The organism is Streptomyces sp. NPDC048481 (assembly GCF_043200075.1).
Taxonomy (GTDB): Bacteria; Actinomycetota; Actinomycetes; order Streptomycetales; family Streptomycetaceae; genus Streptomyces.
In genome coordinates this window covers 438,887-463,101 of sequence record NZ_JBICXC010000003.1, presented here as the reverse complement: position 1 = coordinate 463,101, position 24,215 = coordinate 438,887, and the positions used below count along the sequence as shown (strand labels likewise).

The following is a 24,215-nucleotide window of genomic DNA, read 5'->3' as shown; positions in this document are numbered from 1 at the left end:
GGTGACCTCGAACGAGCCCGCCGCCCACGACGCCGTCGTGCTGGCCGGCGGCGGCGCCCGCCGGCTCGGCGGGGCCGACAAACCGGGCCTGCGGGTGGGCGGTCGCGCGCTGCTCGACCGGGTCCTCGACGCCTGCGCCGACGCCCGCGCCACCGTCGTCGTCGCGGCCCCCCGCCCCACCGCCCGGTCCGTGCGCTTCGCGCGCGAGGACCCGCCCGGTGCTGGCCCCGTCGCCGCGCTGGACGCAGGCCTCCGCCACGTCACTGCGGACGACGTCCTCGTTCTCTCCGCCGATCTGCCCTTCCTCGCGCCGGACGCCCTGCGGCGGCTGCTGACCGCGCTGCGTTCCGGTGGAACCGAGGGCGCGCTCCTCACCGACGCGGACGGCCGCGACCAGCCGCTCGTCGCCGCGTACCGCGCGGCCGCGCTGCGCCGCGAACTGGCGGCGCTCACCGCCGCCCACGGCGGCCTCACGGGGCTGCCCCTGCGCCGGCTGACCGCCGGGCTCGACCTCGTCCGCGTCCCCGACCCGGTCGGATCCTTCGACTGCGACACCTGGGACGACATCGCCACCGCCAGGGCCCGTATCAGGGAGCATGACCACGTGCTGGATGAATGGATTTCCGCAGTCAAGGCCGAACTGGGCGTCGACCTCGACGTCGACACCGGCGTCCTCCTCGACCTCGCCCGGGACGCGGCCCACGGCGTGGCCCGGCCGGCCGCCCCTCTGACGACCTTCCTGGTCGGCTACGCGGCCGCGCGGGCGGGGGGCGGCTCCGAAGCCGTCGCCGAGGCCTCCCGCAAGGCCGCCGCGCTGGCCCTGCGCTGGGCCCGGGAGGCCGAACAGGAGGCCGCCGGGCAGGAAGCCGGGCGGGCGGCCGGGCAGGACGGGCCCGCCGGGAACGACGGCCCGGGACCGGACGCCGGATGACCCCGCACGGCGCCCGGCAGGGTCTCGACGCCGAGGACCTCGACGTCGAGGAGGCGCTCGCCCTGGTGAAGGACGGCAACGGCTCCGCCCGCCCGCCCGGCGGCTCCCGCCCCGACCGGCGAGGATCCGCCGCCTCACCGTCCGCCGGGGCCGCGGACGCCGGCCACCGGGAGGCCGGGGAGCAGCGCCACCACGCCACGGCCTGGTCCGAAGCCCGCACGATCGCCGCTCGCGCCGCCCGGCCGGGCGCCCGCCCCGCTCCCGTCTCCGTCGGCCTCGGCGACGCGCTGGGGCTGGTGCTGGCCGCCCCGCTGACCGCGCTCACCGACCTGCCCTCGTTCGACACGTCGGCGATGGACGGATGGGCCGTCGCGGGTCCCGGCCCCTGGCACGTACGGGAGGAAGGCGTGCTCGCCGGGAGTTCCGCGCCCGCGCCCCTCGCCGACGGCGAGGCCGTCCGCATCGCCACCGGCGCCCGCATCCCGCTGGACACCACCGCGGTGCTGCGCAGCGAGCACGGTCGCACGGACGACGGCGGCCGACTGCATCCGACCCGCGAGATGCAACACGGCCAGGACATCCGCCCGCGCGGTCAGGAGTGCCGCACCGGCGACCAACTGCTCCTCACCGGCGCGGTGGTGACACCGGCGGTCCTCGGTCTCGCCGCCGCCGCCGGCTACGACACGGTGACCGTCGTGCCCCGGCCCCGGGTGGAAGTACTGGTGCTCGGCGACGAACTGCTCGCCGAGGGCCGGCCGCATGACGGCCTCATCCGGGACGCGCTCGGTCCCATGCTTCCGCCGTGGCTGAGGTCCCAGGGCGCCGAGGTCATCGCCGTGCGCAGGCTCCGGGACGATGCGAAGGCCCTGCTCAAGGCCATCACATCGTCGGACGCCGATCTGATCGTCACCACCGGGGGCACGGCCTCGGGGCCCGTCGACCATGTGCACCCCACACTGCGCCGGATCGACGCCGAACTCCTCGTCGACGGCGTCAAGGTGCGGCCCGGACATCCCATGCTGCTGGCCCGTGTCGCGGAGGGTCAGCACCTCGTCGGTCTGCCCGGCAACCCACTCGCCGCCGTCTCCGGCCTGCTCACCCTCGCCGAGCCGCTGCTGCGCACGCTCGCCTCCCGCGGGGCTCCCGAGCCGTACACGCTGCCGCTGCGGGAGTCCGTGCAGGGGCACCCGCACGACACGCGGCTCATCCCGGTGGTGCTGCGGGGTGACCATGCCGTGCCGCTGCACTACAACGGGCCGGCCATGCTGCGGGGCATCGCGGCGGCCGATGCTCTCGCCGTCGTACCGCCGGGCGGGGCACGGGCGGGTCAGGAGGCGGAAGTGCTCGACCTGCCGTGGACCACGGCGGGGATCGGTGCCTGTTTCACGTGAAACAGGGTGTGTTTCACGTGAAACGCCGTCATGGCTGCTCGGGTGCCGGGACGTTCCGGCTCACCGTGATGACCCGGTCCCCCTGCTGGAGATGGGCGAGCCGGGGGTCGGTGTAGTCGATCAGTTCCTTGCCCCGGACGACGGCCACGACGAGGTCCTTGCAGGCGCGGGGATCCTTGCCGGCTTCCGCGTGGGTGATCGGGCGCTCGATGAGGTCCAGGCCGCTGCCGATGGTCATCAGACTCTCCAGTGTCCGGGCCACGGTCGGGCTCACCATCGACACGCCGAGCAGCCGTCCGGCGGAGCTGGAACTGGTGATCACGGTGTCCGCGCCGCTCTGTTTGAGCAGCGGCACGTTCTCGTCCTCACGGGCGGCGACCACGATGGTGGCGCGCCGGTTCAACTGCCGGGCGGTCAGGGTGACCAGGGCGGCCGTGTCGTCGCGTTGGGGCGAGACGATCACTCGTCGGGCGTGCTGCACCTCGGCCTTGACCAGCGTCTCCGAACGGGTGGCGTCGCCCGTCACCGCCACCAGCCCGTCGTCCCCGGCGAGCAGCGCCGCCTTGCGCTGGGCGTCCACGATGACGATGTGGTCCTTGGGGATGCCCTGTCCGACGAGGGTCTGCACCGCGTGGCGGCCCTTCGTGCCGTATCCGACGACCACGATGTGGCCGCTGGTGCGGGACCGCCAGCGGTGGATGCGGACCTGCTGGCGGGTGCGCTCGGTGAGGACCTCCAGGGTGGTGCCGACCAGGATGATCAGGAACAGCACACGCAGCGGGGTGATGACCAGGATGTTGACCAGGCGGGCCGTGTCGCTGACCGGGGTGATGTCGCCGTAGCCGGTGGTGGAGAGGGTGACGGTCGCGTAGTAGGCCGCGTCCAGCAGTCCGACGGAGCTGTCGGAGTTGTCGTTGTAGCCGTCACGGTCGACGTAGACGATCAGTGTGGTGACCGCCAGCACCAGAAGCCCCAGGGCCAGCCGCCGCAGCACCTGAAGGAGCGGCGGCGCGCCGACGCGCACGGGCATCGTGATGGTGCGTCCCGCTTCGGCGTCGTCACGGGCTTCCGAGCGTGAGCGGTACCAGAGGGACCTGAACAGTGAGAACCTGGGCCTGCCGGGCTGTCGTTCGTGGTCCTTCATCGTGTGCCCCCTGCTGACGGTGATCCGATCGGTGGGCACCATGGTTCCCGGCGGGTCCGCGCCCGTCATGAATCAACACGTGTCCCTGGCCCCCCAGATGTTCATGATCCCCGGAGGTCCCCTTGCGTGACCACATTGTCGTCGTCGGCTTCGGCACGAAGGGACGGTCCGCGATCCGGACGGCCTGTGCGGCAGGTCTGCGCAAGGACCAGGTCGTGGTGATCGACCCGAGCGCGAAGGTGGTCGAAGCCGCGACGGCCGAGGGGTACGAGGGCGTGGTCGGCGACGCGACGCGCAGCGACGTGCTGCGGCGGGCCGAGGTGCAGCGGGCGGGCCGGATCGTCATCGCGACCCAGCGCGACGACACGGCCGTTCTGGTCGTGCTCACCGCCCGCCAGCTCAACCCCGGCGCGAAGATCATGGCGGCCGTCCGCGAGGAGGAGAACGCGCCGCTGCTCAAGCAGTCGGGCGCCGACGAGGTCATCACCAGCGCCGGGGCGGCCGGACGGCTGCTCGGGCTGTCGGTGCTCAGCCCGGCGGCGGGCCGGGTCATGGAGGACCTCATCCAGCAGGGTGACGGGCTCGACCTGGTCGAACGCCCGGTCACCAAGGCCGAGGCGGGCCTCGGACCGCGCGACACGGCCGACCTCGTGGTCAGCGTCGTACGTGGGCATCGCGTCCTCGCCTACGACGACCCGGCGATCGGGGTGCTTCAGCTCACGGACCGGCTGGTCTCGATCGCGCGGGTGGGGCCGGACCGAAGGCAGGTCCAGCTCGGCGCCCCGGGGATGCCCGGGGTGCCGCCCCTGCCGTCGGCCTGAACCTGAGCCGGTCGAGAGCCGCCCGGCCCCGGCCGTCCGTCCCAGCCCTCTTGCACCCCGGCCGTTCGCCCGTGACTTTCCTGCCGGGGCCGGGGAGTAGCGTCGTCCTCATGTATGCGATCACGATTCCCGAACCCGGCGGTCCCGAGGCGCTGGTCTGGGACGAGGTGCCCGATCCCGTCCCCGGCGAGGGCGAGGTCCTGGTCGAGGTGGTGGCCGGCGCCGTCAACCGGGCCGACATCCTGCAACGGCAGGGCTTCTACGACCCGCCGCCCGGCGCGTCGCGCTATCCCGGCCTGGAGTGCTCCGGCCGGATCGCCGCGGTCGGTCCGGGCGTCTCCGGCTGGAACACCGGCGACGAGGTGTGCGCGCTGCTCGCGGGCGGCGGCTACGCCGAGAAGGTGGCCGTGCCGGCCGGTCAGCTGCTTCCGGTGCCCGAAGGCGTCGGCCTCCGGCAGGCCGCCGCGCTCCCCGAGGTGACCAGCACCGTCTGGTCGAACGTCTTCATGATCGCCCACCTCCGTCCCGGTGAGACGCTGCTCGTGCACGGCGGGTCCAGCGGCATCGGCACCATGGCGATCCAGCTGGCCAAGGCCGTCGGCGCACGGGTCGCCGTCACCGCGGGCACCAAGGAGAAGCTGGACCAGTGCGCCGAACTGGGCGCCGACATCCTGGTCAACTACCGGGAGCAGGACTTCGTCGCCGAGGTGAGGCAGGCCACCGCCGGCGCCGGCGCGGACGTCATCCTCGACAACATGGGCGCGAAGTACCTGGACCGCAACGTCCAGGCCCTCGCCGTCAACGGCCGTCTCGCGATCATCGGCATGCAGGGCGGCGCCAAGGCCGAGCTGAACATCGGCGCGCTCCTCGGCAAGCGGGCCGCCGTCACCGCGACCTCGCTGCGGGCCCGTCCGCTGGAGGAGAAGGCCGCGATCGTGGCCGCCGTGCGCGAGCACGTCTGGCCGTTGGTCGCCGCTGGCCGGGTGCGTCCCGTCGTCGACCGCGAGGTCCCGATGAGCGACGCGGCCGCCGCCCACCGGATCGTGGAGGAGAGCGGCCACGTCGGCAAGGTCCTGCTGGTCGCACCCTGACACCCCGGCACCCCGGCCGGGCGGGCGGTGTCAGCTGCGGCGCAGGCGGAGGGCGGCGATCGCCAGGGCGATGCCGAGGCCGATGAGGACGAGTCCGCTGCCGAGCGGGAGGATCTGGAGGACGGGGCCGTCCGCCCGGTCCCCCTGGGTGGCCGCCTGCCGCAGGGAGTCCTCCGGCGCCGAGGTCACGGGCGCGGGGGCGTCGGCGGGCCTGGACGCGTCGTCGTCGGCGTGCTCGCCGTCGCCGGCCTCCAGATCGCCGTCCCCCGCGTCCGTGTCCTCACCGGACTCGTCCTCGCTCTCCGGGTCCTGCGCGGTCGCGTCCTCGTCCTCGCGCCCGGGCCGCGCGCGTCCCTCGCCCGCCCGGCTGCCGGCCCGGTCGGGTTCGTGCGGGGAGGGGGAGGGGGTGGCCGACGCGGGGGCGTCGGCGTATGCCGGGAGGCGTCCGCGCGCCGGACCGGCCGCGTACGACGCGGCGCCTCCGTATGCCAGCACCAGGACTCCCGCCAGGGCCGCCACGGCCGCTCGGGTCCCGCACCATGCCCACTGCCTCGGAGTCACGTCCGTGACCCCCTCCCGGTGACCGTTCGCCAAGAAAACACCCACCAAGCGTGACATCGGCGCATTTCACCCGCATTCCGGACTCCGCCGAACGGAGACGCGCGGAAACGCGGGATGGCCTTTCACGGGGGGCACCACGGTGATGGGGTGGGCACGTGCGAGAGAATGACGGCATGGAGATGCCGAGGAACGAAAGGTCGCCGGAGAACGCCCAGAAGATCCTGGTCGTAGGCCAGGACGGCATGGCGCTCGGCGGCACCGACGCCGACGAGGACTCCCGTGAGATTCCGGTGACGGAGCAGGTCGAGCAGCCGGCGAAGGTCATGCGGATCGGAAGCATGATCAAGCAGCTTCTGGAGGAGGTGCGCGCGGCTCCCCTGGACGAGGCGAGCCGGGCCCGGTTGAAGGAGATCCACTCCAGTTCGGTGAAGGAGCTGGAGGACGGTCTGGCCCCGGAACTGGTGGAGGAACTGGAGCGACTGTCCCTGCCGTTCAACGAGGAGTCGACGCCGAGCGACGCGGAACTGCGCATCGCGCAGGCCCAGTTGGTCGGCTGGCTGGAGGGCCTCTTCCACGGCATCCAGACCACGCTCTTCGCCCAGCAGATGGCGGCGCGGGCCCAGCTGGAGCAGATGCGCCGCGCGCTGCCGCCCGGCATGAGCCATGAGGGCGCGGACGACCCGCGCGCCGCGGGCGGCCGTTCGGGCGGGCCGTACCTGTAGTCGTCGGCAGCCGTCCGCAGTCCACGCAGTACACGTCAAGGGCCCGGCGTCGCACGCCGGGCCCTCTCACATGCAGTCGTCCGCACGCCGTTGTCCGCAGGCAGTCGTCCGCAGGGCGCCGCCGGAGGCCGGCGGCGGACGTGCCGGCCGGTTTCAGGCCGGGTTGCCGGTGGAGACCTTCAGTTCGATCTCGGGCATGTCCTTGGGGTCGACGTCCGTGCCGGCGGAGGGGAACTGGTCCATGACCGCGCCGTCGCCGTACGTGTTCTCGTCGACCTTCGTGATCTTGTACGGCCAGCCGGCGGCCTGGAAGCAGGCCTTGACCGAACCGATGTACTTGAAGCGGAAGTTCGGCACCCGGATCTTGTCGGGGTCGTTGTACGACTCCTGCGGCTCGGAGCACTCCGTCGACTCGATCGTCTTGGAGGTGTCCGGCGCGCGGTAGTCCGCCGCCTTCGTCACCGCCGGCGAGGAACTCGCGGTCCCGCCGCCGCCCTTGGCGTCGTCGTCGTTGCCGCCGCCCACGGTGAGGCTGGCGATCAGACCGCCGACCGCGACCACGGCGACGACGGCCGAGCCGATGAGGACCGGCTTGCTGTTCCTGCGGCCGCCGCCCGAGGGCACCGGGGTCGACGGCTGCGGGCCGAGGTTGTACGGGGTGTGCGGCGCCTGCTGGTTGTACGCCGGAGCGGGCGTCTGGTAGCCGCCCTGCTGCGGGTAGCCGTAGGACGCCGCGGGCGTCGGAGCGCCGTAGGGGTTCGGGTTGGCGCCGGGCTGGTACGGCGTCTGCACGCTGCCCTGCGGCGGGGTGCTCTGGCCGACCGGCGGGAACACCGCCGAGCCGACGCCCGCTCCGCTGGAGGTCTGCGCGCCCGGCACGATGCTCGGCGGGGCGGGCTGGAAGGACGCGGCGACGCGCAGGCACTCGTCGCGCATGGCGACGGCGGTCGGGAAACGCTCGTTCGGGTTCTTCTTCAGCGCGCGGGCGACGAGCGCGTCGACGGCCGGCGGCAGCGCCCGGTTGATCGAGGAGGGAGCCACCGGCTCCTCCTGCACGTGCGCGTACGCGATCGCAAGCGGTGAATCGGCCTCGAACGGCAGCCGCCCGGTGACCAGTTGGAAGAGCATGATGCCGACCGAGTACAGGTCGGACCGGGCGTCCACCCCGCGGCCGAGGGCCTGTTCGGGCGAGAGGTACTGGGGGGTTCCGACGACCATGCCGGTCTGCGTCATCGAGGTGACGCCGGACTGCATGGCGCGGGCGATGCCGAAGTCCATCACCTTGACCACGCCGCGCTTGGTCATCATCACGTTGCCGGGCTTGATGTCGCGGTGGACCAGACCCATCTCGTGGCTGATCTCCAGCGCCGCCAGCACGTCCGCGGTGATCTTCAGCGCCTTGTCGGCCGGCATCGCGCCCTGCCGGCGCACGTCCTCGTCGAGCACCGAGCCGAGCGGGCGGCCCTCGATGTACTCCATGACGATGTAGGGGGTGGTGAGCCCGTCCACCTCGTCCTCGCCCGTGTCGAAGACGGAGACGATGTTGGTGTGCGTGAGCTTGGCCACGGCCTGCGCCTCGCGGCGGAAACGCTCGCGGAAGGCCTGTTCACGGCCCAGTTCGGTGTGCAGGGTCTTGACCGCGACCTGACGGTCGAGAACGGCGTCGTAGGCGAGGTGGACCGAGGCCATGCCGCCCTCGCCGAGCAAGTCGCGCAGCTGATACCGGCCGGCGGCGAGCGCCCGCCCCGCATACCGGCCCTGCGCGCCGTCCTGGCTCATCTTCTGCGTCCCCCGTCGGCCGTCTGGCGCCGTTGACTGTCGTTGATCGGAAGTGCTATTCCCGGCCAAGTCTGCCGCAGGGCACCGACACGTCAAGTTCGGTGCCCGTTCCGTGACCCTACGAGAAAGAAGCGTCGCGGAAGCGTTACAGGCGCCGTACGGCCGGTACACACAATTTGCACGGCTGCACGGAGTACGGGTTTCATGGCCGGTCCGTCCCGGACCGGCGCCGGGGTCCGCCCCGGGGATCGTTTTGGGGATCGTCCCGGACCGGCGGCTTGCGCGGAGGCTGTAGCGTGGCCGACGGAGACCGTGACAACACCGCGCGCACCGCGGGCAGAAACGACGGCGAGGACTGATGGCACAGCAGCGCGCTCAGGGCCCGTCCGACCCCGAGGCGACTGGCGGCGGTATGTCCGATGCGCCGGAGAACTGGGGCAACGGAGGGCTGGTCGGAGACGGCCGTTACCGGCTGACCCGCCGACTCGGCCGGGGCGGCATGGCCGAGGTGTTCGCGGCGGAGGACGTACGTCTCGGCCGCACCGTGGCGGTCAAGCTGCTGCGCGCCGATCTGGCCGAGGACCCCGTGTCCAAGGCCCGCTTCACGCGCGAGGCCCAGTCGGTGGCCGGCCTCAACCACCATGCGATCGTCGCCGTGTACGACTCCGGCGAGGACTTCGTGGGCGGCCAGAGCGTGCCGTACATCGTGATGGAGATCGTCGAGGGACGCACCATCCGCGACCTCCTCCTCAACGCCGAGGCGCCGGGGCCCGAGCAGGCCCTGATCATCACCTCGGGAGTGCTGGAGGCGCTCGCCTACTCGCACCAGCACGGCATCGTGCACCGCGACATCAAGCCGGCGAACGTGATCATCACGCACAACGGCGCCGTCAAGGTGATGGACTTCGGCATCGCGCGCGCCCTGCACGGCGCGTCGACGACGATGACGCAGACCGGCATGGTCATGGGCACCCCGCAGTACCTCTCGCCGGAGCAGGCGCTCGGCAAGGCCGTCGACCACCGCTCCGACCTGTACGCCACCGGCTGTCTGCTGTACGAGCTGCTGGCGCTGCGGCCCCCCTTCACCGGCGAGACACCGCTGTCGGTGGTCTACCAGCACGTGCAGGACATCCCGGTGCCGCCGTCGCAGACCTCGGGCGGCGAGTGCCCGCCGGAGCTGGACGGCCTGGTCATGCGCTCCCTCGCCAAGGACCCCGACGACCGTTTCCAGACGGCGGAGGAGATGCGCGGCCTGGTCCAGTACGGCCTGCAGATGCTGTACGACCAGGGCGGCCACACCGGCACCTGGAACACCGGGCCGGTGGGGGCGGCGGGCGGCGCCGGCACGCCCGCCGGCGGTTTCGCGAGCACGACGGCCGTGCTGCCGCACGGAGCCGACGGCTCCAGCACCTCGCAGATCCCGCAGCCGATCCTGCCCACCGGCTACGGCGGCGGTGACGACGGCGGGTTCGAGGGCCACGGCAACAAGGGCAGCGGCCGCGGCAAGCTGTGGATCCTCGCCGTGTTCGCGGTGATCGCCATCGCCGCGGGCGTCGCGCTCGCGCTGAACAACCGGAGCAACGGAACCGGCGACGGAGGGACCTCCCCTTCGCCGTCCGCCTCGCCGTCCGTGTCGGACAGCGCGCCGAGCGAGCAGCCCAGCGACGAGGAGAGCCAGACGTCCAGCGACGACACCTCGGACGACAACACCGGCTCCAACACGAACCAGAACTACTCGCCCTCGTACAAGCCCTCCTCCTCACCGTCTCCCTCGCCGTCCCAGTCCGCGAGCGGCGAGCCGACGGACGACGAGACGGGCGGCCAGCCCTCGAACGAGCCCACCGACACGGAGACGGAGCCGAGCGCTCCGGCCTCGGGCAACGAGACGGGCGGAACCGATCCAGGCAACACCACCCTCGGCGGCGGTCTCACCGGCGGCTGACCGGACCGGCCGGTCACACCGGCCGCGAAGCAGTTCCTCTCCTCCACGCGCGCGTGTGCCCCTGACGGGGGTCCCGCGCGCGCGTGCGTGTGGGTGGGTGGGGGCCCCGGGCCGGGGGCCGAGGAGAGCGGGAGACCCGCGGGGGCGGCCGTGCCCCTCCGGGTCAGTCGGTGAACGCGGCGCGGACGGCGTCGTACTCGCGCGTCCACCACACCGCGAGCGCCGAGGACGCCGGGAACTGGGAGTCCGCGCGGGTGTCGCCGCGCTCGTAGTGCCAGCGCAGCATCCAGAAGTCGTTGAGCCGCTCCCACCACACGCGGTGCACGGCCGCCGCGAGTTCGCCGGACGAGGCCCCGGCCGTGCGCCGGTACGCGCGTGCGTACTCCCTCGCCTTCGGCAGGTCGAGCGTGCCGTCGGGCCGGACGAAGAAGATGGCGGCCGCGCGGACGGCCTCCTCCGCGCGGGGCTGCACCCCCAGCCGGTCCCAGTCGACGATGGCGGCGGGCGCGTCCCCGCGATAGAGCAGGTTGAAGGGGTGGAAGTCCCCGTGCACCCAGCCGACCGGGCCGCCGCGCGAGGGCCGCCGGTCCGCGTGCCGTTCCAGCAGCCGGCGCCGCTCCAGGAGGCGGTGGCGGGCCAGTTCGTCGAAGCAGTCGGCGGGGCGGTGGCGGCGCACGCGCGCGAGGAGATCGTCGATGAGGCCGAAGGTGTCCGCTGGGTCGGGGCTCGGCGCGGAGCCGTCGGACCGGCCGGCGGCGTCGCCGAGGGGCGCGGGGCAGGCGGGGGCGGCCTGACAGGCGCGGGCGGCGTGCGCGGCGGCGGCGCCGGGTGCGTCACGGGGGCCGGGGACCGCAAGAGCGGCGTGGCCCCTGGAAGGAGAGGGGCCCGCCGTGGGAGGAGCCGTCTCGGTGGGGGGTGTGCGTCCGGGACGAGGGGCCGGTCCGGTGCGGGCGGCGCGCCCGCCTGGGGTGTGTTCCGGTTCGCGCGCCGCAGGCACGTGCTCGCTCCGCCCCGGCGACGGCTGTCCGGCGGCGGGCGCGCGCATGACGTGCTCCAGGCCGGCGTGCACCACCCCCAGCAGCGCCCCCAGACGGCCGCACTGGCCGGGGGTGAGCTGGGAGCCGTGGCGGTGGCGGCCCTCGACCCAGGGGTGCAGGGCGTAGGCGTGGCCGCCGACGAGGGCGACCGTGCGGCCGTCGCGTCCGGGCAGCGGGGGCGCCACGGGGACGCCCAGGTCGGCCAGGCGCTCGGTGGCCCGGTGCTGCCGGGCGATCGACGCGGGGTCGGCGGTGTCGGGGTCGAAGTGGTGTTTGAGGAAGTACCGGCCGCGCGTGGTCCGCAGCCGGTATCCGCGGTTGAGCAGGCCTTCCTCGACGGGCTCGCACGTGAGCGGGGAGCCGGCGGCGTACCGGTGGAGCAGAGCGCCCAGAGGGGGCGCGTGGGGCACTGAGGGGGGTACACAGGAGCGCGGCACGCGCCCGATGCTAGGCCACTGCGCGCGCCTGTGAGCTGCGCGTTGTCACAGATGGTCACCCAACGGCAACGGGAGTCACGGACGGTCGCATCCGGTCGCGTCGAGGGCCGACCGGGGCCCGTCCGGAGGGCGCCCGCGCGAGGTCCGTCGAGGGGGCCGCCCGGCGGGTCCGAGGGCGGGCGGACCGGCGCCCCGCCCGCCCGGACGGCCGCAGGTCGCTTTCCGATGGCTCTTCCCGTGGCGCGGGTGGCCGGGATAACGTGCCGTTGCTCCGGCCTCCTGCAAGGCTGTGACCAGGCTCCTTCCCGACTTTGCCGATTTACTTGGAAATCCAAGCAAAAACGCAGGTCAGGAGGGGTTTCACAGAAATGTGACGCACTGGGTAACGTGTCGATCGCAGGGCGCTCGCCGGGGCACCTGTCACGCCTGGTCCGACCGAGTGGCACCCACCCCGTGCACGGGTGTCGGAAATCAGGTGAGCCGCTCCCTCAGGCTCCTGGAGAGCCGGAGGGACCCCAGCCACCCGGCGACCCCGGGGGCCGGACCGACGGAGGAGCACACGTGACCGTGGAGAGCACTGCCGCGCACAAGCCGCGACGCAGCGCCGGAAGCAAGGCCGGCGCGAGCGGCACCGAGCGCGCCCGCACCACCGCGAGGAAGAGCGCCGAGCCCGAGCTCGTGCAGCTGCTGACCCCGGAGGGCAAGCGGGTCAAGAACGCCAAGAACGCCGAGTACGCCAAGTACGTCTCCGGTGTCACCCCTGAAGACCTCCGCGGCCTCTACCGCGACATGGTGCTCACCCGCCGCTTCGACGCCGAGGCGACCGCCCTGCAGCGCCAGGGCGAACTGGGTCTGTGGGCCTCGCTGCTCGGCCAGGAGGCCGCCCAGATCGGCTCGGGCCGGGCCACCCGCGAGGACGACTACGTCTTCCCGACCTACCGCGAACACGGCGTCGCCTGGTGCCGCGGGGTCGACCCGACGAACCTGCTCGGCATGTTCCGTGGCGTCAACAACGGCGGCTGGGACCCCAACGGCAACAACTTCCACCTGTACACCATCGTCATCGGCTCCCAGACGCTGCACGCGACCGGGTACGCGATGGGCGTCGCCAAGGACGGCGCGGACAGCGCGGTCATCGCCTACTTCGGCGACGGCGCCTCCAGCCAGGGCGACGTGGCGGAGTCGTTCACCTTCTCCGCGGTCTACAACGCGCCGGTGGTGTTCTTCTGCCAGAACAACCAGTGGGCGATCTCCGAGCCCACCGAGAAGCAGACCCGCGTCCCGCTCTACCAGCGCGCCCAGGGCTACGGCTTCCCCGGCGTCCGCGTGGACGGCAACGACGTGCTGGCCTGCCTCGCGGTCACGCGGTGGGCCCTGGAGCGGGCCCGCAACGGCGAGGGCCCCACTCTCGTCGAGGCGTACACGTACCGCATGGGCGCCCACACCACCTCCGACGACCCGACGAAGTACCGGGCCGACGAGGAGCGCGAGGCGTGGGAGGCGAAGGACCCGATCCTGCGCCTGCGCCGCCACCTGGAGGCCTCAAACCACACGGACGAGGGATTCTTCGCGGAACTCGAAGCGGAGAGCGAGGCGTTGGGAAGGCGAGTGCGCGAAGCGGTCCGCGCCATGCCCGACCCGGACCGATTCGCGATCTTCGAGAACGTGTACGCGGACGGACACGCCCTGGTCGACGAGGAGCGCGCGCAGTTCGCCGCGTACCAGGCGTCGTTCGCGACGGAATCCGAGAGCGGCTTCGCCGCGGGTACGGGGGGAAACTGAGATGGCGGACACCGCGAGCACCAAGAACCTGGCCCTGGCCAAGGCGATCAACGAGTCGCTGCGCCACGCCCTGGAGGCGGACCCCAAGGTCCTGATCATGGGTGAGGACGTCGGCAAGCTCGGCGGCGTCTTCCGGGTCACCGACGGACTTCAGAAGGACTTCGGCGAGAGCCGCGTCATCGACACCCCGCTCGCCGAGTCGGGCATCGTCGGCACCGCGATCGGGCTGGCCCTGCGCGGCTACCGCCCGGTGGTGGAGATCCAGTTCGACGGATTCGTCTTCCCGGCCTACGACCAGATCGTCACCCAGCTCGCCAAGATGCACGCGCGTTCGCTGGGCAAGGTCAAGCTCCCGGTCGTCGTGCGCATCCCCTACGGCGGCGGCATCGGCGCGGTCGAGCACCACTCCGAGTCGCCCGAGGCGCTCTTCGCGCACGTGTCCGGCCTGAAGATCGTCTCGCCGTCCAACGCGTCCGACGCGTACTGGATGATGCAGCAGGCCATCCAGAGCGACGACCCGGTGATCTTCTTCGAGCCCAAGCGGCGCTACTGGGACAAGGCCGAGGTCAACACCGAGGCCATCCCGGGCCCGCTGCACAAGGCCAAGGTCGTCCGCGAGGGAACGGACCTGACGCTCGTCGCCTACGGCCCGATGGTGAAGCTCTGCCAGGAGGTCGCCGCCGCGGCCGCCGAGGAGGGCAAGAACCTGGAGGTCGTGGACCTGCGTTCGGTGTCCCCGCTGGACTTCGACTCGATCCAGGCGTCGGTGGAGAAGACCCGCCGCCTGGTGGTCGTCCACGAGGCGCCGGTGTTCTTCGGCTCGGGCGCGGAGATCGCCGCCCGGATCACGGAGCGCTGCTTCTACCACCTGGAGGCCCCGGTTCTGCGGGTCGGCGGCTACCACGCCCCGTACCCGCCGGCGCGCCTGGAGGAGGAGTACCTGCCGGGCCTGGACCGGGTGCTCGACGCCGTCGACCGTGCCCTGGCGTACTGAGGAGAGGGTCGTGACGACGATGACGGAAGCGTCCGTACGCGAGTTCAAGATGCCCGACGTGGGCGAGGGGCTCACCGAGGCCGAGATCCTCAAGTGGTATGTCCAGCCGGGTGACACGGTCACGGACGGCCAGGTGGTCTGCGAGGTCGAGACCGCAAAGGCCGCCGTGGAACTGCCCATCCCCTATGACGGCGTCGTGCGCTCGCTGCACTTCCCCGAGGGCACCACGGTCGACGTGGGCACGTCGATCATCGCGGTGGACGTGTCGGGCGGCGCGACCGCCGCCCCGGTCGCCGAGGTCCCGGCGCAGGCGGCCCAGACACCGGCGGCCCAGGCACCGGCCGCGCAGGCACCGGCGGCCCCGGAGGAGGCCCGGCCTGCGGCCGGCACCGCGCAGTCCGCGCCGGCCAAGTCCGCGGGCTCGGGCCGGCAGCCGGTGCTCGTCGGCTACGGCGTGGCGGTGTCCTCCACCAAACGCCGGCCGCGCAAGGGCCCCCAGATCACCGTCCCGCAGGTCCAGGAGGCCGTCCAGGCCGAGCTGAACGGCCACGGCGGCGCGAGCACCGTGCGGGAACGGCCGCTGGCCAAGCCGCCGGTGCGCAAGCTGGCCAAGGACCTCGGCGTCGACCTCGCCACCGTGGTGCCGTCGGGCCCCGACGGCATCATCACCCGCGAGGACGTCCACGCGGCGGCGGCCCCGGCCCCCGCGGCCGCACCGGCCGCCACGCCGGTGACCGCTGCTCCGGCAGCCCCGGTCGCTCCGGCCCCCATCACGGCCCCCGCGGCCGCGCCCGTGGCGTCGTACGACACGGCACGGGAGACGCGTCTCCCGGTCAAGGGCGTGCGCAAGGCGACGGCGGCGGCGATGGTCGGCTCGGCGTTCACCGCGCCGCACGTCACGGAGTTCGTGACGATCGACGTGACCCGCACGCTGAAGCTCGTCGAGGAGCTGAAGCAGGACAAGGACATGCAGGGGCTGCGGGTCAACCCGCTGCTCCTCATCGCCAAGGCCCTGCTGATCGCCGTCAAGCGCCACCCGGAGATCAACGCGTCCTGGGACGAGGCGGCGCAGGAGATCGTGGTCAAGCACTACGTCAACCTGGGCATCGCGGCGGCCACCCCCCGGGGTCTGCTGGTCCCGAACATCAAGGACGCCCACGCCAAGACGCTGCCGCAGCTGGCGGAGTCCCTCGGTGAACTGGTGTCCACGGCGAGGGAGGGCAAGACGTCCCCCGCCGCGATGCAGGGCGGCACCGTGACCATCACCAACGTCGGCGTCTTCGGCGTCGACACCGGCACCCCGATCCTCAACCCCGGCGAGTCCGCGATCCTCGCGGTCGGCGCGATCAGGCTCCAGCCGTGGGTCCACAAGGGCAAGGTCAAGCCCCGCCAGGTCACCACCCTGGCGCTCAGCTTCGACCACCGCCTCGTGGACGGCGAACTGGGCTCCAAGGTGCTGGCCGACGTGGCGGCGATCCTGGAGCAGCCCAAGAAGCTGATCACCTGGGGCTGAGCGACCCACCCCGTCGCAGGGAGCCGCGCCCACGCGGGCCGCGGCACCCCTCCGGCGTGCCACCGGAACGGCAGCCGGCCCACCGGGCCTACCGGCATCGCCGGGACGGCCCGGCTACCCCCGGTTGCCCGGGGGCGGGCCCGTCGTCCCGTCTGCCATCTGTCATCTGCCAGGGACGGGTGAGTGCTCCGGGGCCGGCGTGTGCGGCCCGGCCGTCCTCGGTCGCCGGGGATGGGCCGGGCGCCGGGGCAGGCCGACTGCCGGGCGCCCCGGGCGGGCCGGTTGCCGACGGTCCCCGAAGAGGGCCCGGCCGGCCGTTCCGCGCCGTCGCCGACCGGGACCGGGCTCAGACCGGGACGTGCACCGTCTGCTCAGGCCAGAACGTGCACCGTTTCGCTCAGGCCGGGACGTGCACCGTTTCCACTCTGCTGGCCACCAGCCGTTCCCGTTCGCGGCGGGCCGCGCGGCGGCGCAGGCGCAGGATCTGGCTGACGCCGAGGGCCTGGAGGACGAAGACGCAGGAGAAGGCGATCGTGTAGTCGTCGCCGGTGGCGTCCAGCAGCACGCCGATCAGGAAGAGCGTGGTCATGGACGCCACGAAGCCGCCCATGTTGGTGATGCCGGAGGCCGTCCCCTGGCGCTCGGGCGGGTTCGCCGGGCGGGCGAAGTCGAACCCGAGCATGCTGGCCGGCCCGCACGCGCCGAGGACGGCACACAGCACGACGAGCAGCCACATGGGCGCGCGGCCGCCGGGACAGGCCAGCGTCGCCGCCCACACCAGGGCCGTCGCTCCGACCGTGCCCAGAGCCAGCGGAAGCCGCGCCCCGTGATGGCGGGCGACGATCTGGCCGTAGACGAGGCCCACGACCATGTTGCTCAGGACCACCAGCGTGAGGAGTTCACCGGCCGTGGCACGGGTCAGGCCCTGTGCCTCGACCAGGAACGGGAGCCCCCACAGCAGCAGGAACACCATCGCCGGGAACTGGGTCGTGAAGTGCACCCACAGGCCCAGCCGGGTGCCCGGCTCACGCCAGGACGCGGCGATCTGGCGGCGGACGTAGGCCCCGCCCCGGTGCGCGAACGGCTCGGGCTCCTGCCCCTCGGGGTGGTCCTTCAGGAACAGCAGCAGCAGGACCAGCACCACCACGCCGGCGACGGCGCTGCCGGCGAAGGCCGCCGTCCAGCCGACGCCGTGCAGCAGCCGGGCCAGGACGAGAGTGGACACGAGGTTGCCCGCCATGCCCGCCAGACCGGCGAGCTGGGCGACCATCGGCCCGCGCCGGGCCGGGAACCAGCGGGACCCGAGCCGCAGCACGCTGATGAACGTCATCGCGTCCCCGCAGCCCAGCAGGGCGCGCGAGGCGAGGGCCGTGCCGTAGGACGGGGAGAAGGCGAAGCCGAGCTGGCCGGCGGTGAACAGCACCACGCCGATGGTCAGCACCCGCTTGGTGCCCAGTCGGTCGACCAGCAGGCCCACCGGTATCTGCATCCCGGCGTAGACGAGGAGCTGAAGGATCGAGAACGTGGACAGCGCCGAGGCGTTCACCTGGAAGCGGTCGGCGGCGTCGAGCCCGGCCACCCCCAGCGACGTGCGGAAGATGACGGCGACGAAGTAGACCGAGACGCCGATCCCCCAGACGGCCATGGCGCGCCGTCCGCCGGGAGGGTCACCCGCAAGGGTGGAATTCAGGCCGCGGGGCGCGGTGCTCACCGGACCTCCCCGCGGGCGAGGTGGGAGAACCAGCCGATGTGGCCGTGGACGAGTTCGACGGCCCGTTCGGCGTCGCCGGAGCGCAGCGCCTCGAGGATCTCCGCGTGCTCGGCGAGGGTCTTGGCGATCCGGTCGGGATGCGAGTGCAGGACGGCGACGCCCATGCGCAGCTGGCGGTCGCGGAGCTGGTCGTAGAGCCGGGACAGGATCTCGTTGCCGCCGCTGCGGACGATCTCGGCGTGGAAGCAGCGGTCCGTCACGGCGGCGGCGGCCAGGTCGCCCGCGGCGGCCTGCTCGCGCTGGCGGGCCAGCAGTTCCTCCAGGCGCGCGACGAGCGCGGGCGGCGCGGGCACGGCCTTGCGCGCCGCGTGCTCCTCGACCAGCAGGCGGGTCTCCACGACGTCGGCGATCTCCTGCGCGGAGACCGGCAGGACCAGCGCGCCCTTCTTCGGGTAGAGCTTGATCAGCCCTTCCGCCTCCAGCCGCAGCAGCGCCTCGCGCACCGGTGTGCGCGAGACTCCCACGGCTTCGGCCAGCTCGCCCTCGGTCAGGAGAGCCCCGCCCTCGTAACGGCGGTCCAGGACACCCTGTTTGACGTGTGCGTACACCCGGTCGGCGGCGGGCGGCTGCTTGACGGGGACGGGGGCCGGCGGAGCGGAGGACTGCATGCCCACAGGATAGATACAACGCGTACGCATGCGGGGACCGGTCCAGGATGTGGACCCGAGGGCGGGGTGCGGCGGGCGGCGGAGGGGCGTCGGCGGGTGGGGTCCGGGTAAGGGATGGATCAAGTAATCGGAAATTCTGCCCGGCAGGCCCACAACTTTGTGTGCTACTTACGTGTCACACATGTGCGGCCCACCTCTTTCCCCCTTGAACTTGGCCGCACCGCAGGGGCATTCGACGTAATCGGGGTATTTCAGTTGATAACCGCCATCAAGGGCATCCGAGTCCGCAGGGCCGCCGCCGTAGCCGTCACCGCCGGCGCCGTGCTCGCGACCGGGGCCCTCACCGCGGCGCCCGCGCAAGCTGTCGCGACACCCACGATCGCCGCCAAGACCGGCTTCGTGATGAACAACGCGACCGGTGCGGCGCTTTACAACAAGGGCATGGACACCAAGCTGTCCACCGGCTCCACCACCAAGATCATGACGGCGAACGTCGTGCTGTCGCAGGCGAACCTGAACCTGGACGCCAAGGTCACCATCCAGAAGGCCTACAGCGACTACATCGTCGCGAACACCGCGTCGTCCGCGCGGCTGATCGTCGGCGACAAGGTCACGGTCCGTCAGCTGCTCTACGGGCTGATGCTGCCGTCGGGTTGTGACGCCGCGTACGCCCTGGCCGACAAGTTCGGCACGGGCACGACGCGGGCCGCGCGCGTGAAGAGCTTCATCGCCAAGATGAACAGCAAGGCGAAGACGCTCGGCATGACGCGGACGCACTTCGACTCGTTCGACGGCATCGGCAACGGGGCGAACTACTCGACCGCCAAGGACCTCACGAAGCTCGCCAGCAACTCGCTGAAGAACGCGAACTTCCGCGCGGTCGTCAAGACCAAGTCCTACACCGCCAAGACCATCACCAAGACCGGCTCGACCCGCACCATGGGCGCGTGGATCAACACCAACACGCTGCTGAGCAGCTACAGCGGCGCCATCGGCGTGAAGACGGGCTCCGGCCCGGAGGCGAAGTACTGCCTCGTCTTCGCCGCCACCCGGGGCGGCAAGACCGTCGTGGGCACGGTGCTGGCCTCCACCAACGCGACGGTGCGCGCCGCCGACGCCACGAAGCTGCTGAACTACGGCTTCGCCCGCCTGGGCTGACCGCCGGTCAGGCAGGGACCTGTCGGCCTCCGGCCGACCGCTGCGCACGAGAACGGGCCCGTCGTGATCCACACGACGGGCCCGCTGTCGTCGGGTGCCGCATCCGGCCGGGGCCGGCTACCGGGTGACCGCGAAGTTCCGCAGGACGGCCGCCGTCAGCTCCGGCTCGCCCTCGGCCTTCACCCGGTCGGCCACCGCCTCCGCCGTCACCCGGCCACAGGCCAGGCGCACGTACGTCTCCCAGTCGAGGGTGAACGAGGCGGCGGGCCCGAGCGCGGGAGCCGTCTCCAGGGTCCCGCGGCCCTGGATGTCGACGCGGATGGTGCGCAGGAACTCGATCGGGCCGTGCACGTCGAAGACGACCGCGGAACTGCGCGGCGCGGCGGCCTTCTCGGCGACGACCGCCGGAAGCTCGGCGAGCAGCGCGTCCCGGGCGATGTGCGCGCCGGGGGAGTCGAGGTTGCCGGGCCGGCCCAGCGCGGCGCGCAGGTCCTGCTCGTGCACCCAGACGTTGAAGGCGTGCAGCCGCATGGACTCCTCGAGCGTCAGCTCGGTGCCGAGCGGCCCGCGCACCGTCGTCGTGGGCTGACGGGACTCGTTGCGCAGCTGCCGGTTGCGGCGGATGACCGTGTACTCCAGCTCGGACGTCATCTCGGGGGCCGTGTGGTGGCGGCGGACGTCGACCTGCATCTCCATGTAGCGCTGGAAGTCGTTGGTGACGTGGAACAGGTCGCGGGGCAGGGTGTGGATGGGGCGCGGGTCGCCGTACATCTCGCAGTCCAGCCCGATGACGTGCGACACGATGTCGCGCACCGACCAGCCCGGGCAGGGCGTCCGGCGGTTCCAGTCCGCCTCCGCCAGCGGCTCCACCAGCTCGGATATCGCTGCGATGGAGTGGGTCCAGGCGTCGGCGTAGGGCTGGAGGGTGGGATGCAGACTCACGGAAACGGGACCCCTCGGCGATCGGTACTCGGGTGGGCTGTGGCGGCGTTGCCAGCGGGAGCCGGCGCTGTCGGCGCTGTCGGCGGCGTCTCGGAACTCCCCCGTTCTCGGCTGCGCTCGAATCGGGAGGACCCCCAAGTTACGCTGCTGTGAGGCACCCCGGCAGTGCTTTCGTGTGACGATCGTAGGCCCTGTGGGCTACTCGAATGCCAGGACGGTGGTAGTGTGCGCGCCTCTCTGATCCAGATCGCCGTAGAAGAGGGCGAATCGGTCGAATCCCGTCGGTCGAGGGCCGCAGCGCTGGTCCGTGAGCAGGCCGGCGCCGACCTCGTGGTGCTCCCGGAGCTGTGGACGACGGGGGCGTTCGCCTACGAGCGGTTCGCAGACGAGGCCGAGACGCTGGACGGGCCGACGGCCGAGGCGATGGCGAAGGCCGCGAGCGAGGCGGGGGTGTGGCTGCACGCGGGCTCGATCCCGGAGCGGGCCCCCTCCGCCGGCTCCCGCGCCGAGGACGGCGACGCGCTCTACAACACGTCCCTCGTCTTCTCCCCCTCCGGCGAGCTGGCCGCCTCCTACCGCAAGATCCACCGCTTCGGCTTCGACAAGGGCGAGGCCGTGCTGATGGCCGCGGGCGAGGACCTGGTGACGGTCCCTCTCCCGGAGACCACGCTCGGCGTCGCCACCTGCTACGACCTCCGTTTTCCCGAGCTGTTCCGCGCTCTCGTCGACGCCGGCGCCGAGACCTTGGTCGTTTCGGCGGGCTGGCCGGAGCGCCGCCGGGGGCACTGGACGCTGCTGGCCCGGGCACGGGCGGTCGAGAACCAGGCGTTCGTGCTCGCGTGTGGAACGGCCGGGACGCACGCCGGAGTTCCGCAGGCGGGTCACTCGATCGTGGTCGATCCGTGGGGCGAGGTCCTCGCGGAGGCGGGAGCGGGCGAGGAGGTCCTCACCGTCGACTTCGACCCGGCGAGGACGGCCGCGACCCGCGAGCAGTTCCCGGCCCTGAAGGACCGGGTGCTCGGTCTGCGGCCCCCGCGCCGCTGACCGCTCAGTCGTCGTCCCTGGCCCGGTCGGCCCGCTCCTTGTCGGCGAGGTGGATCACGCACACCGCCACCGCGATCAGCAGGGCCGTGTCGGCGTCCTCGCGCACGACGTCGACGCCGTAGGTCTCCCGCACGTGCAGCCATCGCCGGGAGACGACGGCCAGGAGTTCGCCGTCGTACTCGACGGCGAACTCCCGGTCGAGGATCTTGCCGCTGACGTCTAGTTCGGTGCGGCCGTCCGCCAGGGCGACCCGGTAGTGGTTGCGCAGCAGCGACAGCCGCTTGCGCCTGATCGTGGCCAGCGGCTCGCCGTCCCGTTCGATCACCATGGTGTCGCGCAGGGCGAACATCTTCTGGTGGATGTCGATCAGGACGCGTCCGCGGGCGTCCTTCAGCTCGAAGGTGTCGCGCAGCCGCATGGCCTTGCCGTCGACGAGGAAGACCTTGTTGCCTCGGTCGTCCTCGATCCAGTAGTCGTCACCGAACCCGAGGAGCCGGTCGCGCACGAGGAATCTCATACCGGTACTGCTTCCCCGCACCCGCGGACGTCTCCCGGCGACGGAGGGTTTTCCCGGCACGGTTGACCCGTCTGCGGGAGCGGGGCACAGCTGTGGGCCCGGCGGGGTCGCCCGCCGGGCCTCAAGGGTCCTCAGTCTTCACGATGTTCACACAAGGGGAGCAGCGCGCAGCAGCACACACCAGCACACCGGAATGCGGAATGTTCGGGACGTCCCTTCTGCCGGTTCGTCAGACGCCGTAGCCGTCGCTGTATCCGTCGTGGTGACGTCGTTCCGTCTCGACCACCGTGGTCGAGGCGGGCGGCACCATGACCCGGCGGCGCCGGGCGATGCTGCTGAAGGTCGTCACACCGATCAGGCCGACGATCATCAGGATGACGCCGACCAGGTCGAGGTTGACCCCCTGCATGTGCCAGTCGGTCGCAAACGTGAGGATGGCTCCCACGGCGATGAGGATGATGCACCCGCCGAGGCCCATGATGTCGCCTCCCTGTCAGGATCGCCGGTCGGTCCGGCTCCGACATCCGGGTACCCCCGCGGGGAACTCCCATGCGGGGGCCGGTCCTTGCACCCGTCCGGCGGGCCGTGCGGGGGGCCGTCCGGACGGGCGGGCGGCTATCCCTCCAGGAACGCCGTCAGGGCGTTGGCCAGCAGGTACGGGTCGGCGTCGCCGCACAGTTCGCGCGCGCTGTGCATCGACAGGATGGCCACGCCGATGTCGACCGTGCGGATGCCGTGCCGGGCGGCGGTGATCGGGCCGATGGTCGTGCCGCACGGCATGGAGTTGTTGGAGACGAACGTCTGGAACGGGACGCCGGCCTTGTCGCAGGCGGCGGCGAAGAGTGCGCGGCCCGTCCCGTCCGTCGCGTACCGGTTGTTGACGTTGACCTTGAGGATCGGCCCGCCGTTGACCCGGGGGTGGTGCGTCGGGTCGTGCCGCTCCGCGTAGTTGGGGTGGACGGCGTGCCCGGTGTCGGAGGACAGGCAGACGCTGCCCGCGAAGGCTCTCGCCCGGTCCTCGTACGATCCGCCGCGCGCGAAGACCGAACGTTCCAGCACGCCGCCGAGGAGCGGGCCGTCGGCGCCGGTGTCGCTCTGCGAGCCGTTCTCCTCGTGGTCGAACGCGGCCAGCACCGGGATGCACGGCAGTTCCCCGGCGCCGGCCGCCACGGCCGCCAGCGCCGCCGCCCCGGCGTGCACGGACAGCAGGTTGTCCATGCGCGGGCCGGCCAGCAGTTCCTCGTCGCGGCCCAGGTAGGCGGGCGGCTCCACGGAGTACGTCATCAGGTCCCAGCCGGTGACCTGGCCCGCGGCCAGTCCGGCCTCCTGCTCGAGGAACGCGATCAGGTCGCCGTCGCGCACCTCGCCGCCCAGGCCCCATACCGGCTGGAGATGACGCTGCTTGTCGAGCTTGAGGCCGTCGGCGGTGACGGAGCGGTCCAGGTGGATGGCGAGCTGGGGGACGCGCAGCAGGGGGCGGCCGACGTCCACCAGGCGCGTCGTGCCGTCGCGCAGGGTCAGCCGTCCCGCGAGGCCCAGGTCGCGGTCGAGCCAGGAGTTGAGCAGCGGGCCGCCGTAGATCTCCACGGCCACCTGGCGCCAGCCGTGCGCGCCGGTGTCGGGCTGCGGCTTGACGCGCAGGTTCGGGGAGTCGGTGTGCGCGCCGACGATGCGGAACGGCGTGTGCGGCGCGGCGCCCTCGGGCACGTACCAGGCCACGATCGCGCCCCCGCGCAGCACGTACTTGCCGCCGGTCGTCCCGTCCCAGGCGTCCGTCTCCGAGACCTGCCGGAATCCGGCCTTCTCCAGCCGCTCGGCGGCCGTCGCCACGGCGTGGTACGGCGACGGGCTCGCCGTCAGGAACGTCATGAGGTCGTCGGTGTGGCCGCGGTCGAAGCGGGAGGGTTCGCTCATGGGGTTCACCTTAACGACGTACGAAAGCCCGCTCCCGGCGTTGGGAGCGGGCCCTCGTGAGGACAGTGTGGAGTGCTGAGCCGCCGTGCTCGGCCGGGGCGCCCCGAGGGGCGCCC

The 24,215-nt window shown here is 72.4% G+C and carries 20 protein-coding genes and 1 pseudogene; 11 read left to right on the top strand and 10 right to left on the bottom strand.

The genetic code is table 11. The features are described 5' to 3' along the window. Nucleotide 1 precedes the first annotated feature (1 nt). Entirely contained in the window at nucleotides 2-931 is a 930-nt protein-coding gene (locus ACGFSH_RS12750; protein ID WP_393347678.1) for an NTP transferase domain-containing protein, read from the top strand. Further along, nucleotides 928-2,322, top strand: a complete 1,395-nt coding sequence (locus ACGFSH_RS12745; RefSeq protein WP_393347676.1) for a molybdopterin molybdotransferase MoeA — start codon at nucleotides 928-930, stop codon at nucleotides 2,320-2,322. The genes ACGFSH_RS12750 and ACGFSH_RS12745 overlap by 4 nt, the downstream gene beginning before the upstream one ends. Before the next feature lie 28 nt (nucleotides 2,323-2,350). Here ACGFSH_RS12745 and ACGFSH_RS12740 read toward each other — a convergent pair whose 3' ends face one another. After that, nucleotides 2,351-3,466, bottom strand: coding sequence for a potassium channel family protein (locus ACGFSH_RS12740; protein ID WP_393348123.1), 1,116 nt, complete (start codon nucleotides 3,464-3,466; stop codon nucleotides 2,351-2,353). Between the two features lie 122 nt (nucleotides 3,467-3,588). Between ACGFSH_RS12740 and ACGFSH_RS12735 the strand changes: the two are divergent. Both ACGFSH_RS12735 and ACGFSH_RS12730 read left to right on the top strand, forming a co-directional pair. Then, nucleotides 3,589-4,287, top strand: a pseudogene (locus tag ACGFSH_RS12735) (potassium channel family protein); the annotation flags it as partial. A 110-nt stretch (nucleotides 4,288-4,397) separates the two neighbouring features. Beyond that, nucleotides 4,398-5,378: an NAD(P)H-quinone oxidoreductase gene (locus ACGFSH_RS12730; protein ID WP_393347674.1), complete on the top strand. Its 981-nt coding sequence runs from the start codon at nucleotides 4,398-4,400 to the stop codon at nucleotides 5,376-5,378. Nucleotides 5,379-5,408: 30 nt separating this feature from the next. Here ACGFSH_RS12730 and ACGFSH_RS12725 read toward each other — a convergent pair whose 3' ends face one another. Beyond that, nucleotides 5,409-5,873, bottom strand: coding sequence for a hypothetical protein (locus ACGFSH_RS12725; RefSeq protein ID WP_393347672.1), 465 nt, complete (start codon nucleotides 5,871-5,873; stop codon nucleotides 5,409-5,411). Nucleotides 5,874-6,112: 239 nt separating this feature from the next. On the opposite strand from ACGFSH_RS12725, the gene ACGFSH_RS12720 reads away from it, so the two are divergent. Then, nucleotides 6,113-6,661 carry a bacterial proteasome activator family protein gene (locus tag ACGFSH_RS12720; protein ID WP_393347670.1) on the top strand — a complete coding sequence of 183 codons (549 nt, stop codon included), beginning with the start codon at nucleotides 6,113-6,115 and terminating at the stop codon, nucleotides 6,659-6,661. A gap of 153 nt (nucleotides 6,662-6,814) precedes the next feature. On the opposite strand, the gene ACGFSH_RS12715 is transcribed toward ACGFSH_RS12720, so the two are convergent. Beyond that, nucleotides 6,815-8,440: a protein kinase gene (locus ACGFSH_RS12715; RefSeq protein WP_393347668.1), complete on the bottom strand. Its 1,626-nt coding sequence runs from the start codon at nucleotides 8,438-8,440 to the stop codon at nucleotides 6,815-6,817. Nucleotides 8,441-8,795: 355 nt separating this feature from the next. On the opposite strand from ACGFSH_RS12715, the gene ACGFSH_RS12710 reads away from it, so the two are divergent. Beyond that, nucleotides 8,796-10,382: a protein kinase gene (locus ACGFSH_RS12710; protein ID WP_393348121.1), complete on the top strand. Its 1,587-nt coding sequence runs from the start codon at nucleotides 8,796-8,798 to the stop codon at nucleotides 10,380-10,382. A 163-nt stretch (nucleotides 10,383-10,545) separates the two neighbouring features. On the opposite strand, the gene ACGFSH_RS12705 is transcribed toward ACGFSH_RS12710, so the two are convergent. Further along, nucleotides 10,546-11,829 (bottom strand): phosphotransferase, encoded by a 1,284-nt coding sequence (locus ACGFSH_RS12705; protein WP_393347666.1) that lies wholly within the window; start codon nucleotides 11,827-11,829, stop codon nucleotides 10,546-10,548. Nucleotides 11,830-12,417: 588 nt separating this feature from the next. On the opposite strand from ACGFSH_RS12705, the gene pdhA reads away from it, so the two are divergent. From pdhA to ACGFSH_RS12690, 3 genes are read left to right on the top strand one after another with little or no spacing between them, the layout of a single operon-like run. Then, nucleotides 12,418-13,638, top strand: coding sequence for a pyruvate dehydrogenase (acetyl-transferring) E1 component subunit alpha (pdhA, locus tag ACGFSH_RS12700; RefSeq protein WP_329411820.1), 1,221 nt, complete (start codon nucleotides 12,418-12,420; stop codon nucleotides 13,636-13,638). 1 nt (nucleotide 13,639) lies between these two features. Beyond that, on the top strand, nucleotides 13,640-14,632 hold the full coding sequence (locus ACGFSH_RS12695; protein ID WP_329411822.1) for an alpha-ketoacid dehydrogenase subunit beta: 993 nt from the start codon (nucleotides 13,640-13,642) through the stop codon (nucleotides 14,630-14,632). Between the two features lie 10 nt (nucleotides 14,633-14,642). Next, complete coding sequence (locus ACGFSH_RS12690) at nucleotides 14,643-16,145, top strand: dihydrolipoamide acetyltransferase family protein (protein WP_393347663.1); 1,503 nt, start codon at nucleotides 14,643-14,645, stop codon at nucleotides 16,143-16,145. A gap of 397 nt (nucleotides 16,146-16,542) precedes the next feature. Here ACGFSH_RS12690 and ACGFSH_RS12685 read toward each other — a convergent pair whose 3' ends face one another. After that, nucleotides 16,543-17,790, bottom strand: a complete 1,248-nt coding sequence (locus ACGFSH_RS12685) for a nitrate/nitrite transporter (RefSeq protein WP_393348119.1) — start codon at nucleotides 17,788-17,790, stop codon at nucleotides 16,543-16,545. 62 nt (nucleotides 17,791-17,852) lie between these two features. Further along, on the bottom strand, nucleotides 17,853-18,524 hold the full coding sequence (locus tag ACGFSH_RS12680; protein WP_393347661.1) for a GntR family transcriptional regulator: 672 nt from the start codon (nucleotides 18,522-18,524) through the stop codon (nucleotides 17,853-17,855). A 255-nt stretch (nucleotides 18,525-18,779) separates the two neighbouring features. On the opposite strand from ACGFSH_RS12680, the gene ACGFSH_RS12675 reads away from it, so the two are divergent. Next, nucleotides 18,780-19,682 (top strand): D-alanyl-D-alanine carboxypeptidase family protein, encoded by a 903-nt coding sequence (locus ACGFSH_RS12675; protein ID WP_393347659.1) that lies wholly within the window; start codon nucleotides 18,780-18,782, stop codon nucleotides 19,680-19,682. Between the two features lie 117 nt (nucleotides 19,683-19,799). Here the strand turns inward: ACGFSH_RS12675 and ACGFSH_RS12670 are convergent, their stop codons facing one another. Next, complete coding sequence (locus tag ACGFSH_RS12670; RefSeq protein WP_393347657.1) at nucleotides 19,800-20,624, bottom strand: maleylpyruvate isomerase family mycothiol-dependent enzyme; 825 nt, start codon at nucleotides 20,622-20,624, stop codon at nucleotides 19,800-19,802. Nucleotides 20,625-20,849: 225 nt separating this feature from the next. Between ACGFSH_RS12670 and ACGFSH_RS12665 the strand changes: the two genes are divergently transcribed. Continuing rightward, nucleotides 20,850-21,668, top strand: a complete 819-nt coding sequence (locus tag ACGFSH_RS12665; protein WP_393347656.1) for a carbon-nitrogen family hydrolase — start codon at nucleotides 20,850-20,852, stop codon at nucleotides 21,666-21,668. Between the two features lie 4 nt (nucleotides 21,669-21,672). Here the strand turns inward: ACGFSH_RS12665 and ACGFSH_RS12660 are convergent, their stop codons facing one another. From ACGFSH_RS12660 to ACGFSH_RS12650, 3 genes are all read right to left on the bottom strand, one after another. After that, complete coding sequence (locus tag ACGFSH_RS12660; protein WP_393347654.1) at nucleotides 21,673-22,185, bottom strand: LURP-one-related/scramblase family protein; 513 nt, start codon at nucleotides 22,183-22,185, stop codon at nucleotides 21,673-21,675. A gap of 229 nt (nucleotides 22,186-22,414) precedes the next feature. Next, a complete protein-coding gene (locus tag ACGFSH_RS12655; protein WP_329411836.1) occupies nucleotides 22,415-22,663 on the bottom strand; it encodes a DUF6458 family protein in 249 nt (82 codons plus the stop codon). Between the two features lie 137 nt (nucleotides 22,664-22,800). Continuing rightward, a complete protein-coding gene (locus tag ACGFSH_RS12650; protein WP_393347651.1) occupies nucleotides 22,801-24,099 on the bottom strand; it encodes a M18 family aminopeptidase in 1,299 nt (432 codons plus the stop codon). Between the last annotated feature and the right edge of the window lie 116 nt (nucleotides 24,100-24,215).